Source organism: Euzebyella saccharophila (assembly GCF_014855495.1).
Lineage (GTDB): Bacteria > Bacteroidota > Bacteroidia > Flavobacteriales > Flavobacteriaceae > Euzebyella > Euzebyella saccharophila.
The window spans coordinates 955,715-968,936 of the sequence record NZ_JACYFJ010000001.1; the positions used below are offsets into that span (position 1 = coordinate 955,715).

Annotated in this window: 11 protein-coding genes; 8 read left to right on the top strand and 3 right to left on the bottom strand. The window is 39.9% G+C overall.

Annotation, left to right across the window (positions count from 1 at the left end):
• Window positions 1–42: 42 nt before the first annotated feature.
• Window positions 43–2,889 (bottom strand): TonB-dependent receptor, encoded by a 2,847-nt coding sequence (locus tag IL355_RS03980; protein WP_192460882.1) that lies wholly within the window; start codon window positions 2,887–2,889, stop codon window positions 43–45.
• A 177-nt stretch (window positions 2,890–3,066) separates the two neighbouring features.
• Here IL355_RS03980 and IL355_RS03985 point away from each other — a divergent pair, with 177 nt between their 5' ends.
• The 5 genes from IL355_RS03985 (at window position 3,067) to IL355_RS04005 (ending at window position 6,583) form a co-directional block, all read left to right on the top strand.
• Window positions 3,067–3,750 carry a response regulator transcription factor gene (locus tag IL355_RS03985; protein ID WP_192460883.1) on the top strand — a complete coding sequence of 228 codons (684 nt, stop codon included), beginning with the start codon at window positions 3,067–3,069 and terminating at the stop codon, window positions 3,748–3,750.
• A 197-nt stretch (window positions 3,751–3,947) separates the two neighbouring features.
• Window positions 3,948–4,934 (top strand): sensor histidine kinase, encoded by a 987-nt coding sequence (locus tag IL355_RS03990; protein WP_380081204.1) that lies wholly within the window; start codon window positions 3,948–3,950, stop codon window positions 4,932–4,934.
• A 15-nt stretch (window positions 4,935–4,949) separates the two neighbouring features.
• Window positions 4,950–5,618 (top strand): tRNA (guanosine(46)-N7)-methyltransferase TrmB, encoded by a 669-nt coding sequence (trmB, locus tag IL355_RS03995; RefSeq protein ID WP_192460885.1) that lies wholly within the window; start codon window positions 4,950–4,952, stop codon window positions 5,616–5,618.
• A 3-nt stretch (window positions 5,619–5,621) separates the two neighbouring features.
• Window positions 5,622–6,251 carry a LysE family transporter gene (locus IL355_RS04000; RefSeq protein ID WP_192460886.1) on the top strand — a complete coding sequence of 210 codons (630 nt, stop codon included), beginning with the start codon at window positions 5,622–5,624 and terminating at the stop codon, window positions 6,249–6,251.
• Window positions 6,248–6,583 (top strand): MGMT family protein, encoded by a 336-nt coding sequence (locus tag IL355_RS04005; protein ID WP_192460887.1) that lies wholly within the window; start codon window positions 6,248–6,250, stop codon window positions 6,581–6,583. The genes IL355_RS04000 and IL355_RS04005 overlap by 4 nt, the downstream gene beginning before the upstream one ends.
• Before the next feature lie 8 nt (window positions 6,584–6,591).
• Here the strand turns inward: IL355_RS04005 and IL355_RS04010 are convergent, their stop codons facing one another.
• On the bottom strand, window positions 6,592–7,938 hold the full coding sequence (locus IL355_RS04010; protein WP_192460888.1) for a sensor histidine kinase: 1,347 nt from the start codon (window positions 7,936–7,938) through the stop codon (window positions 6,592–6,594).
• A gap of 4 nt (window positions 7,939–7,942) precedes the next feature.
• On the bottom strand, window positions 7,943–9,313 hold the full coding sequence (locus IL355_RS04015) for a sigma-54-dependent transcriptional regulator (RefSeq protein WP_192460889.1): 1,371 nt from the start codon (window positions 9,311–9,313) through the stop codon (window positions 7,943–7,945).
• 212 nt (window positions 9,314–9,525) lie between these two features.
• Between IL355_RS04015 and IL355_RS04020 the strand changes: the two genes are divergently transcribed.
• From IL355_RS04020 to IL355_RS04030, 3 genes are all read left to right on the top strand, one after another.
• On the top strand, window positions 9,526–10,878 hold the full coding sequence (locus tag IL355_RS04020; protein WP_192460890.1) for a TolC family protein: 1,353 nt from the start codon (window positions 9,526–9,528) through the stop codon (window positions 10,876–10,878).
• A 169-nt stretch (window positions 10,879–11,047) separates the two neighbouring features.
• Entirely contained in the window at window positions 11,048–12,298 is a 1,251-nt protein-coding gene (locus IL355_RS04025; protein ID WP_192460891.1) for an efflux RND transporter periplasmic adaptor subunit, read from the top strand.
• A gap of 100 nt (window positions 12,299–12,398) precedes the next feature.
• Window positions 12,399–13,094 (top strand): ABC transporter ATP-binding protein, encoded by a 696-nt coding sequence (locus IL355_RS04030; protein ID WP_187456538.1) that lies wholly within the window; start codon window positions 12,399–12,401, stop codon window positions 13,092–13,094.
• Window positions 13,095–13,222: the final 128 nt, after the last annotated feature.

Consider the following 13,222-nt stretch of genomic DNA (forward strand, 5'->3'; position numbering starts at 1 on the left):
TACAAGGTTTAATAGTTAAATAATTGTTGTTTATTATTTAGATTAAAAACTAAATGTCAACGAAAGAGAAAAATCGGTTCCTCTTTTGTATGAAAGGTCGGTTATAGGCCCGTCTTCCAAGAAGCCCACCACTGCAGGGTTTTCTGTGGCTAGATCACCTTCGGCATTTTCTGTCACCCTTTCAATCAATGGGTTCAAAAGGTTCTTGGCGTTAAAACCAATACTTAGATGCTTGTTTAACTGCATAGATGATATAAAGTCAAGCGTTACATAGCCTTTGTCCATCAAATGGCCACGACCGGTACTGCCCAAAGCATAAAGTCTTTCAGAAAAATAGTTGGCTGCCAAGGTGCCGCGGAATTCCCTTTCTTTTCTAAACTGTCTATAGAAACTGATATCACCGTTCAAAATAATATCGGAAGCTCCTTGCAGTGGCGCTTCTGTATTGGTGAAGGCAGCCGATAATCTTGTTTCATTGGCGACTTTCTCAGAATCTAATTGTTGGTTGGTTTTTAGATAGGAAATATTTCCGCCTAAAGTCAATCTTTCTTCAAGCACGGCATCTTCCGTATCAATATCGTTTTTGATGAGGTTGACACGAGCTTCCAATTCGGCACCAAAAGCAGTGGCATTATCTCCGGTATTGGCATAACTAAGGTCATTTGCCGCTGATACCACCAAGAAAGTGTTAATCGGGTTTTCAATATATTTTGCGAATACCCCAAAGGAGATGATTTCACTGGAAGTTGGGTAAAGTTCCCATCTAACATCAAAATTGTAGTTGGTGGAGTTCTCTAGATCAGGGTTACCATATGAATCTTGAGTTATATCTTCTTGGAACAAGAAAGGAGCTCTTTCTTTAAATTGAGGTAAGGTATACGTTTTACTGGCGGCAAATCTCAGATTTTGCTTGTCATTAAGCTCGTACTTTAGAGCTAAGGAAGGCAAGAATTCAAAAGTGTCCAATTCGTTTTCGTCCTCACCAAAGGTGGTGTTCCAATTAATTTCTTGAATAATTTGTTCTGCTCTTAAACCAGCAAAAAGCGTGAATTTAGGATTGAATTTGTATTCAAGGGTAGCAAAACCGGCATTGATGGATTGGTCTCCGCCAAAAGTCTGTGGGTCCAATGCTCCGGGAATGGTAGAAGTACCTCTAAAGGTCCTAATTTGATATAGACCTGAGCTTAACGTATTTTGATCAAAATATTCATCAATTTGTCTGATGTCTACCTCAGGTTGATCGTTAGGTCTTAAGAACTGAAAGTTAAACTGTGTGGCGTCAAAGTCTACATTTTTAAACCTACCGTTATAGCCAACGGTCAACTTGCCGTCAAAGCCCTCATCTTCATTTTCCTTGAATTTGTAAGTGGCCGAAATGTTAGCGGCTATCTCCTCCTCATCAAGTTCTTGAAAGAATCTATGGTTTTCCGATGCAGCGGAAACCAAGGCAAACGATTTTGGTCCATCAGGATTGTTGTTTCTGCGAGGTAAGACGGTATTTTGTCTTCTGTCCGGTACCAAGTTTTTTACATAATTGTATGCACCTCCCCAGTTCACATCCAATTTGTCGTTCAGGTTGTGTTCACCCAATAATTGATGTACATATAAGGTGGTTCTTTCAAAAGTGGCCCTTTGAATAAAACCGCCACCTTCTGGGGCATCATCTTCCCTATCAAGAATACCGAAAAACTCTTGTTGTTTTTGGCTTGAATTGTTCAATACAAGCAGGTTGTATTTAAAATTGTTAGTGTTGTTCAGTCTAAAACCAACATTGCCCATTAAGGTTGTGGCGGTAGAGTAGTCAAAAGTGGTAAAGTCAAAAGCTGAATTAGGTAGCCCGTTTCCAACATTGGGCTGCCCGTTATTAATACCTTCGTTGTAGGAGAAATTGTTCCCAAAGGAAGCTACGCCAAAAAGGCTAAGTCTTGATTCTTCCCCAATAGTATAGGTGTCACCTCCTTTTAGCGAAAAGCTAGAATTGACAGGAGTACCATATGCCTCACGATTCCAGTTGGTTTCAAAAGTATCTGAAAAAGGATTGTCTGGAATATCATAATTGTAGAAACCTGAAAAATTAGGTCCGTCGTTCAGATAAAATTGCTCAACTCCCAAGGCTTCTGTATTGCCTCCTACCGAAGCACTCACATCAAAAAATCCCGTTCCGTTATAATTTCTAGAAACAATATTTACGTTGGCTCCACCAAAATCACCATAGTTGGCAGCGTTATAAGTTTTATCGATTCCTATCGACTCTATAATGCTTGAGGAGAATACGCCAAGATCAATGTTCTTTTTGGAAGTGTTGTTTGAAGGTAATGGCAAACCGTTTAGGGTAGTAATGTTGAATCGATCACCCAGTCCACGAACATATACATTTCCTGAACCCTCTTCCTTTGAAATACCGGTTACCTTAGTAACCGCTGAGGCCGCATCGGAAACACCTTTTCGCGCCAATTCTTGTGCTCCAATAGAAGTTTCAAGAGTAATGGCTTTCTTTTGGTCCAATAATAATGCTACTTCAGAATCCTTTCTGGCGACGGTGGTAACCACTACTTCTTCAAGGGAAACGCCTTCTGAGGCACTCATTGGAATATTGACAGTGGCTACTTTGCCAGCTTCCACTGCTATGTTAGGTATTTCAACCGTTTCATAACCTAAATAGCTAAAAACCACAGTGTAGGTTCCGGGCTCTAGATTGGGGATTTCATATAGCCCATCAAAGTCTGTTGTAGTACCCGTAGTGGTACCTTTAATAATCACATTGGCAAACGCCAATGGTTCGTTGTTGAACTCTTTGTCAGTAAGTTTACCTCCGATACTTCCTGTATCTTGGGAGAACATTTGAAGCGTTGCGAACAACGCTAGGGAAACAGTAAATAATAATCTCATTTCTTCTTTTTAGTACGCCGCAAATAAAGAGACGTGCTGTAAAAGTCGGGTTACGTCCATGTTAAATATATTTTGCAATAATGTTAGTTTAACGTTACAATATTAAATCAACGTTAAGCAGGTTTAGGATACATGTATTATCTTTATCTTGGCCCGATCATTAAAGAAAACTATCCCATGAAAAAGAAAGATATCAAGATTCTGTTGGTAGACGATGAGCCTGATATTCTGGAGATTATAGGTTACAATCTCACCTCAGAAGGTTATCAAGTATTTACTGCAAAAAATGGGGCAGAGGGAGTTGCCCTTGCCAAAAAAAGACAGCCGCATCTCATAATTTTAGATGTTATGATGCCAGAAATGGACGGTATTGAAGCTTGTGAGGTCATTCGTAATACTTCCGGTCTTGAGAATACTATAGTCACTTTCTTAACGGCCCGTGGAGAAGATTATTCACAAGTAGCGGGTTTTGAAGCTGGAGCAGATGATTACATCACTAAGCCTATTCGTCCTAAAGTTTTGGTAAGCAAGGTAAAGGCATTGCTCAGAAGGCTTAAGGAGGATACTTCTTCTGATGAAATTGTAAAAGTGGGCAATATTGTAATTAATAGGGAGGAGTATAAAATTATCAATGATGGGGAAGAGATTATTTTGCCCCGTAAGGAATTTGAACTACTTTCTTTATTGACCTCCAAACCTAGTAAGGTATTTAAGCGCGAAGTGATTTTGGATCGTGTCTGGGGCAATGAAGTTGTTGTTGGTGGCCGTACCATAGATGTTCATATCAGAAAACTTCGAGAAAAGATAGGCGAAGACCATTTTAAAACGGTTAAGGGAGTAGGGTATAAATTTGTACTCTAGTTACCCATTTTCTTATCGTTTTCAGTTATTTGCCGTAATTTTGGGCTTTGGTCCAAACCTTTGTTTTGGCCTTTTAAAAAATGTAATCCAAGATGGCCACTCAATTAAAACGGTCTTACCGCTTTGCCTTTAGGTCTTCCTTTGTTCTATCCTTGGTGTTTGGTATAGCCCTTTCTGGGCTTCTCTACATTTGGGATATGTTTAATCCTGCTTTTGCGGCAGTCGCTACCCTAATGCTCTTTGTTATAGCCTTTATCGCTCTCCAAATAAGGATAGAACACTTTATCTACAGACGTATCAAACAAATTTATGATGACGTTACCCTACTAGAATCATCATCTTTGGTAGAAGGTCCCATTACCACAGATATGAAGACCCTCACAGAGGAAATTGAAAAGTTTGCGAAGGATAAAAAGGTTGAGATAGATACCCTTAAAATACGGGAAGAATACCGTAAGGATTTTTTGGGAAACGTATCCCATGAGCTAAAAACCCCTCTTTTTACCGTACAGGGCTATATTGAAACCTTGCTAGACGGTGCAATAAATGATAAGAGCGTTCGAAAAAAATACCTACAACGGGCCAACAAGGGCGTAGATCGTCTAATTTATATCGTAAAAGACCTGGATCTTATAACAAAGTTGGAAGTAGGGGAGCTCAATCTTCGCAAGGAGAAATTTGATATTATAGAGTTGATCCAGAACGTGTTTGACCTACTGGAAATGAAAACGGAAAGTAAGAACATCGTACTTACTTTTGACATGGAATACGATGTACCTGTTTATGTTTTTGCCGATAAGGAAAAGATACAACAGGTAGTGACCAACCTACTTGTAAACTCCATAAAATATGGTCATTCTAACGGAACTACAGAGGTAAGTGTCGAAAATCTGATTAAAAATAAAGTAATTATAAGGGTGACCGATAACGGGGAAGGAATCCCCAAGCAACATATACCTCGCTTGTTCGAAAGGTTTTATAGAGTTGATAAAAGTGGAAGCCGTAGTGAGGGTGGGTCAGGTTTGGGACTAGCCATCGTAAAACATATAATTGAGGCCCATAAGGAGAAAATGTACGTTGAAAGTGAGATAGGAGTAGGAAGTGAGTTTTCTTTCACTTTGGAAAAAGCCTTGATAGAAGCGGATGATGAAGAGTTTGAATTAACGGAAGATGATGCTATATAGCTAAAGATATTTGCTGTGGGAAGTAAGAATAAACTAAAAAGATTTAAAGAGAATGAAGGCTTTGAAAATGTAATTCAACCTTCAAGGGAAGAAATTAAGGCGGGTTTTCCGTTACGGGGAAAATGGTCGGAACAGTTTAAGAATGACAACCCTATTGTATTGGAACTCGGTTGTGGAAAAGGAGAATACACCGTTGGCCTTGCCAAACAAAATCCGGATAAAAATTTTATCGGTATTGATATAAAGGGGGCGAGGCTTTGGAGAGGTGCCAAGACGGCCGTTGAGGAAAACATGGAAAATGTCGCCTTCTTGCGTACCCAAATTGAATTGATAGATGAGATTTTTGCGGAAGGGGAAGTCGCAGAAATATGGATAACTTTTCCAGACCCACAAATTAAGTACAAGCGTACCAAACACCGTATGACCAACCAGGTTTTTCTAGACAGGTATCGTAAAATCCTTAAACCCGATGGCATTGTTCATCTAAAGACGGATAGTGAATTTATGCACGGTTACACACTGGGGCTTTTGCACGGTCTGGGACTTGAAATTATCTATGCCAACCACGATGTGTATAAAAATGAGGGGAGCCCCAGGGAAGTTTTGGAAATTCAAACTTTCTACGAGAAACAATACCTGGAAAAAGGTAAGCCTATCACCTATCTTCAATTTAAGATAAATTGATGTATGCTACATTTGCTGATTCTGTTTTTCGCTACCTTCTCAGCGGCCTTCATGGCCACCGTGCCTCCCGGTTTACTTAATATGAATGCTGCTAAAACCAGCGTAGAAAAAGGCAAGGCAGACGGAATCATTTTTAGTTTAGGTGTTGCAACAGTAGTGGTACTTCAAGCCACTATAGCCGTTTATATCTCTAAATTCCTGTATAATAATCCCCAAGTAATTGATGTGCTTTTAAAGATTGCTGTGGGCGTGTTTGCCTTCTTTGCGGTCTATTTTTTTGTAGCTGCCAAAAAAACCAAGAAAAAGGTAAAGAAGAAGGTGAAGGTTAGTAAGAAGAATAGTTATTTTAAGGGCATGCTTCTTGGGGCACTGAATCTTCTCACTATCCCTTATTACAGCGGACTAAACATCATGTGGAACGCATCTGGATGGATCAAGTTCAAAATATGGGATATCTTAACTTTTGTCCTGGCGGCAGGAGCAGGTACTTTTACCGTGCTGTATATGTACACCGTGTACTTTAATAAATTGGAACGGAAGACCAATCGGTTTTCCAAAAACAGCAATTACATCTTAAGTTTATTAATGCTGGTGTTGTTGGCCATTACCTTATCCCGTATCTTTTACAGATGAAACCTGAAAACCAGAATTTTTTTGAAAAGGTGTATGAGGTTGCCAGGCTCATTCCTGAAGGTAGGGTTACCTCCTATGGTGCCATTGCCAAATATTTAGGGGCTGCCCGTAGTGCCAGAATGGTAGGTTGGGCTATGAACGGCTCCGGAAAATACGATGATGTACCTGCTCACCGGGTCGTGAACAAGGCGGGTTTGTTAACCGGAAAACATCATTTTGACGGTACCAACCTCATGCAACAGTTATTGGAAAATGAAGGCATTACCGTTGTTGAAAATCAAATCGTCAATCTGGAAAAACACTTTTGGGACCCGTTTAAAGAGCTGGGCTAATTCCGTACCTAGTCAAAAGTAAGCGTGAAGGTCGTACGCTCTTTTGAGCTCACCTGAATGCCTCCTTTATGCAACCGCATGATTTGTTTAGATAAGCTCAATCCGATACCTGTACCCGTATTTTTGGTGGTAAAAAAGGGGACAAAAATTTCATTGATCAATTCTTCCGGAATTCCCAGGCCATTGTCAATGACCTGAATGTATTTCTTGTCTTTTAAATCTACTCCCGCTACCAATAAAATCTCTCCATTTTCTTGATTGTTCAATGATTGTTGGGCATTTTTTCCAAGATTTAGCAGAACTTGGGTGATTTGCTTTACATCAATATAAAGTTCCAGGTCTTCAGGGCTCACCTGTATTTCAATTTTAGTGGAAGTAGGTTCGTCCGGGCTTTCCAATAATAGGGCCACTTTCTCCAAAACGTTCTTGGCGGGAATTAATTCCCTGTCCGGTTCCGGAACGCTTAAAAATTTTCGGTATGATTGAACAAAGTTCATCAAATCAGAGCCTTGTTCTTTTATCACCTCCAGCCCTTTTGCGGCACTGCTCAAATGTTCTTCGGGCAAATCGGCACCCTTCACCACATGCTCTCCCTTTTTAAAATATCTAAGGATGGAGTCTGAAATAGAAGTAATAGGGGTGATGGTATTCATAATTTCATGTGTGAGCACCCTGATCAGTTTCACCCAAGAATCGGTTTCTTTTTCATCCAGCTCTTTTCTAATATCCTGTACAACTACCAATAATAACGGACTGGCATCTACGGTAACTGCCGTAGCCTTGAGGGCCAATTCTGTCTTCTCGCGCTCATTGGTGAGTTGGTGTGTGTTGCTTTCAAAAGGCTGAAGATTTTCAAACTTTTGAAAAAGTTCTTCGTCTACTTGCTTCAGCTGTTTTACGTGATTGAGCGGATGGTAGTTTAAAAGTCGTTCTATGGTGGGGTTGGCGTAAAGAATATGACCCTTGTCGTTGATGGTCATGATACCAATATCCGCCTGTTTTAAAATCTCTTGGTAAAATTGCTCCTGGGCCTGTTTTTTTAGGTGAATGTCTTGAATCATTTCATTGAGTACATTCAAGCTATGGTTGAGTTCCTTCAAGGATTGTACACTTAATTTTTCTGGAAACCTCAGGGTAAAATCCTCATTTTTGATAGCATCAAAGAAATAGGCAATTTTTCGGTTGGTCTGGTTTACATAGTAAATAAGAAAATAGGTCTGTAGAATGAGAAGGAACAAGCACAATACCGCAAGTATGTAATTTTCGTTTACCGATAAAAAACCTAGGGCCACAGCTGTTAAGGTGAGCAAAATAATACGGAAGACCAGTTGTAAATAGATGTTTCTGCTAACCATAAGACTAGTTTTTACCTCTTTTTTTCAGCTTGTTGTACAGCGTTTGTCTAGATATGCCCAACTGCTCCGAGGCAGCACTATAATTTCCTTCATTTTGCTCAAGGGCACTATTGATCATCAAAAGCTCCATCTCCTCCAAAGTAGCCGGGCCGTTGAGGTTGGTACTCACGGTTTGTTTGTTGCTGAGCAGAAAATCTTCCGGTTTAAGAACATTTCCTTCAGATAGGATAACGGCACGCTCAATGGTGTGCAAAAGTTCCCTGATATTTCCTGGCCAAGGGTAGGAAAGTAATTTTTCCTGTGCTTGCTGATTTATTTTCAGGGACGGCTTGCCATATTTAGAGGTGAATTTTTTCAGGAAGAAATCCGTAAGCACTAAAATATCATTGTCACGGTCCCTAAGTGCCGGTACTTCAATTCTAATCGTATTGATGCGGTATAAAAGGTCTTCCCTAAATAATCCATCGGCAACCATCTGGTCCAAATCCTCATTTGTGGCACAAATAAGCCTAATATCTACAGGAATGGATTTATTGGAACCCACCCGTACTATAGTTCTATTTTGAATGGCCGAGAGCAGTTTTGCCTGTGCCTGAAGGGATAAATTTCCTATTTCGTCCAAAAACAAGGTGCCTCCATTGGCTGCTTCAAATTTTCCAATTCTGTCTTCCTTGGCATCGGTAAAGGAACCCTTTATATGCCCGAACAATTCGCTTTCAAAAAGGTTTTCTGAAATAGAACCCATGTCCACAGGAATAAAAACCTCATGGTTTCTTGCGCTTAGTTTGTGAAGTTCACGGGCGATCAATTCCTTTCCTGTACCATTTTCACCCGTAACCAAAACGTTTACATACGTTTTTGCCACTTTGCCTACCATTTTAAGAACACCGTTGAGCGCTTTTGAATTACCAATAATATAGTTCTTGTTTTGGTTGATGACTTGCTTTAAGTGGGTTTCCTTTTCCTTTAATTCATGGACTTCCTTTTTTGATTTTCTAAGTTCAAAGGCCGATTTTACCGTGGCCAAGAGCTTGTCATTGTTCCAAGGTTTCAATATAAAGTCGGTAGCTCCTTCTTTGAGTGCCTTAACGGCCAAATCTACGGCGCCGTAGGCGGTCATCATGATAACGGAGGTCTGTGGTGCCTTTTTTTGAAGTTCCCTCAACCAATAAAGTCCTTCGTTACCGGAATTGACACCAGCAGAAAAGTTCATATCAAGCAGTACGATATCAATTTCCTTTAAATTGGGAAAAGAAGTAATTTGATTGGGGTTAGAAATGGTCTCTATTTTCTTGTACTCAAACTGCAAGAGAATTTCTAGAGCGCTCAGAACGCTCTTGTTATCATCTATGATCAATATATGTGCGTCAGTCATATAGAATACGGAACCAATTTTATAGGTACAGGATAAAACTACAACAAGAGTTCGTAAAATTTTTTACAGTGTCAAAAAAATGGACAATAGTTGTACATAAATTTTACAGGTTGGTGGAGGGTTGTAAACTCTTTGTTTTGTAAATAGTTGTTTTTCAGTGATTTAATTTTGTGGCACGGGAATAGTAATAAGTTTGGCACACGAATACAATTATGAGCCAATTAATAAAATTTTTAGTTTTTCTTTTACTCTGGATATCGGCAAAGTTGGCCGCACAAGATTCTTGGACGTTGAATGAATGTGTTGACTATGCCCTAGAGCACAATTTGCAATTAAAGGATTTTGATTACACCACGGACAGTAATCGGGAATCATACAGGCAATCCGTTAGAAATTTGCTTCCCTCTGTAACGGGGTCCTCTAATTACGTCATCAATTTTGGTAGAAGTACCGATCCTTTTACCAATGATGTCGTTACTACTGATTTCTTTTCCAATCGCTTTACCCTCGAGAGTTCCGTTGATTTGTTCAGGGGTTTTCAGAAAATTAATTCCATTAAAGCCCAAAAGCTGTTGTATAAGGCTACAAGGGAAGAAACACAACAGCAAAAATTTTTATTGGCTTTTCGAGTTATGCAGGCCTTTTACGATATAAAGTTTTTCGAAGGTTTGGTGGCTATTTCTAAGGAACAAATGCAGGTTTCGCAGGCCAATTATGATTTGGTAGCCAAACAAATTGAGCTAGGCTTAAAAGCAGGTGCCGATTTGTATGAAGCCGAATCCCTCTTATTGACCGATAAATTAAACGTTACCCAAAGTGAAAACCAATTGGCGGGCGCAAAACTTCAATTGATTCAGGAGATGAACTTGGAAGGGGCCAATGATATAACAATAGTTGAGGGCCTCGGTTTGGATACCGCCAAGAATGACGAAACTCTTATACAATCAGATACGATCTATCAGCAAGCTACCGCTTTTATGCCCATTTTAAAAGCACAAGAATTGAGGGTGGAAGCTGCCAAAAAGCAATTGGCGGTGGAACGTGGTGGACTGTTACCTTCATTAAGTCTTTTTGCCGGTACCGCAACAGGTTATTTTGAAACCACAAGAGATAGTTTAGGAGTTACGGTACCCTTTAGGGATCAATTTAGGGACAACACCAGTAGGTATGTGGGAGTGAGCCTCAATGTGCCCATTAGTAATGGTTGGGCTACAAGGTCTAGGATCAAGCAGCAAAAAATTGAGCGTTTAAGGGCGCAGAATAATTTGGAGATCCAGCAACAGGTAATTTTTCAGACCATTCAACAATTGGTTCAGGAATATGAGTCGCTACAGGTACAAAGTGAGCAGAGCGCGCAAAATGTAAAGGCTCAAGAATTGGCTTTTACCATAGCTCAAAAAAGATATGAAAAAGGATTGATCAATGCATTGGAATTATTTACTGCAAAGAACTTATTCGCCAGCGCCCAAAATGAAAATTTACAAGTAACCTTACAAACCGAAATAAATAAAAGTACACTGGATTTTTACCGAGGACTGCCAGTTTTTGATATGGAGTTACAGTAGGTGGTTAGTAGTTAAAAGTTAATAGTTAGAAGTGATGAGTAGTGAGATTTGAGTATTGAATTTTAACTTTTTTCTTACGAACAACGAACAACGAACAACGAACAACGAACAACGAACAACGAACAACGAACAACGAACAACGAACAACGAACAATAATATAAGAATAAAATGGACATACAATTAGAAAAGAAAAAAGGACTTAAAGCCAAACACTACGGTTACATCGGGTTGGGAGTGGTACTACTTTTGGTAGGGTACCAACTCTTATTTGCCAGTTCTGTTTCCACTTTTAGAACGGATCGGGAAAAGCTGTCTTTAGGAACGGTAACCGAGGGTAAGTTTGATGATTACATAACCATTAGCGGTAATGTGGCTCCTATTGCTACCATTTATATGGATGCCTATGAAGGCGGTAGGGTATCCGAAAAATTAATTGAGGAAGGTGCTACCGTTAAAAAAGGTGATATCATCCTTAAACTGGAAAATATGAACCTCTACGAGCAGATTTTGGCCAGTGAAAGTAATTTGGCATTGAAACAGAACGATTTGCGATCTACCAAGTTAACTTTTGATTCCCGTCAAGTAGAAGGAAGACGTTCATTGGCAACTGCAAGTACAGACTTGCAACGCTTAAAGAGAAACTATGAGCAGAACAAGGCCCTTTATGATGAGGAACTTATTTCTAAAGAAGAATATTTGTTGTCCAAGGAAAATTATGAATTATCCCAAAAGCAATATGAAATTGTAAAGCTACAGACAGAGCAAGATGATGAGCTTAGAAAAACTTCCTTAACGGGTCTAGATGCCGATTTGGCACGTATGCAAAAAACGCTGGGCATGGTTTATCAAAGATTAGATCATTTAAATGTTCGGGCCCCTGCGGACGGTCAGCTCGGGTTCTTGGATGCGGAAATAGGTCAGAGTATTTCCCAAGGCCAACGAATAGGTCAAATCAATGTGCTTACCGATTTTAAAATTGAAGCTCAAATAGATGAACACTATATTGATCGCGTTAAAAGAGAACTTACCGCAGTTCTGGAAAGAAACGGTACCGAGTACCCGCTGAGATTGAGAAAAGTATATCCTGAGGTACGAAATGGAAGGTTTAAAGTAGACTTGGTTTTTACCGATGAAAAGCCAGAGACCATCAGGGCAGGACAGAGCTACAACATAAGGTTACAATTGGGTGAATCTAGCGATGCAATGCTTTTGCCAAAAGGGAGCTTCTTTCAAAGCACGGGAGGTCAATGGGTATTTGTAGTAGGTGCCGATGGTTCCGAAGCACATAAAAGAAACATTAGAATAGGGAAACAAAACTCCAGATATTACGAAGTTTTAGAAGGACTTCAACCTGGCGAAAAGGTCATTACCAGTAACTATGATTCTTTTGGAGAGGCAGAGAAAATCGTATTGAAATAGGAAGTAGTTAAAAGTTATTAGTTAGTAGAAGTGAGTAACAACCAACTGTCACATCGAGCGCAGCCGAGATGAACCAACAACGAACAAAAAACAGAACATCATGATAAACATTAGTAATTTAAAAAAGAGCTTTAGAACGGAAGAAGTAGAAACCTTGGCTCTTAATCAGGTTAATTTAAAAGTAGAGGATGGCGAGTTTGTGGCCATAATGGGCCCTTCGGGTTGTGGAAAATCCACTTTGCTCAACATCATAGGTATGTTGGATAGTCCTACGGAAGGAACTTACAATTTTGCTGGAAATGAGGTAAGCAAATTAAAGGAGCGTCAGCGTACCGAACTCAGAAAAGGAAATCTTGGTTTTGTCTTCCAGAGCTTTAATCTTATAGATGAGCTTACGGTTTACGAAAATGTGGAATTACCCCTCATCTATTTAAAGATGGGGAAAGCGGAAAGAAGGGAAAAAGTGAGGTCTGTTTTAGAGCGAATGAAAATTGCCCACAGAGAAAAACATTTTCCGCAGCAATTGTCCGGTGGACAGCAGCAACGTGTGGCCATTTCTAGGGCTGTGGTTACCAATCCGAAATTGATTTTGGCAGATGAACCTACCGGTAACCTGGATTCCAAAAACGGAATTGAAGTGATGAACCTATTAACGGAACTCAATCAAGAAGGTACCACCATTGTCATGGTGACCCACTCAGATAGAGATTCGCACTATGCGCACCGGGTGGTCAATCTTTTCGATGGGCAAATCGTAACCGAAAGTAAAAATAGGGCCATTGGCGCTATGATGTAGGAGTTTATTCATCAATCCTTGACTAAGTTCAAGATCAATCAAAAAATAAAAAATCGTCCCCTAATCAAGGACGTACGGTGTCGGTAGTTACGAGTGAAGAGTTAATAGTTATGAGTGTTGAGATGTGG

Coding starts and splice junctions, on each gene's coding strand:
- IL355_RS03980 (WP_192460882.1), bottom strand. CDS start 2,889: ATGAGATTATTATTTACTGTTTCCCTAGCGTTGTTCGCAACGCTTCAA.
- IL355_RS03985 (WP_192460883.1), top strand. CDS start 3,067: ATGAAAAAGAAAGATATCAAGATTCTGTTGGTAGACGATGAGCCTGAT.
- IL355_RS03990 (WP_380081204.1), top strand. CDS start 3,948: ATGTTTAATCCTGCTTTTGCGGCAGTCGCTACCCTAATGCTCTTTGTT.
- IL355_RS04000 (WP_192460886.1), top strand. CDS start 5,622: ATGCTACATTTGCTGATTCTGTTTTTCGCTACCTTCTCAGCGGCCTTC.
- IL355_RS04005 (WP_192460887.1), top strand. CDS start 6,248: ATGAAACCTGAAAACCAGAATTTTTTTGAAAAGGTGTATGAGGTTGCC.
- IL355_RS04010 (WP_192460888.1), bottom strand. CDS start 7,938: ATGGTTAGCAGAAACATCTATTTACAACTGGTCTTCCGTATTATTTTG.
- IL355_RS04015 (WP_192460889.1), bottom strand. CDS start 9,313: ATGACTGACGCACATATATTGATCATAGATGATAACAAGAGCGTTCTG.
- IL355_RS04020 (WP_192460890.1), top strand. CDS start 9,526: ATGAGCCAATTAATAAAATTTTTAGTTTTTCTTTTACTCTGGATATCG.
- IL355_RS04025 (WP_192460891.1), top strand. CDS start 11,048: ATGGACATACAATTAGAAAAGAAAAAAGGACTTAAAGCCAAACACTAC.
- IL355_RS04030 (WP_187456538.1), top strand. CDS start 12,399: ATGATAAACATTAGTAATTTAAAAAAGAGCTTTAGAACGGAAGAAGTA.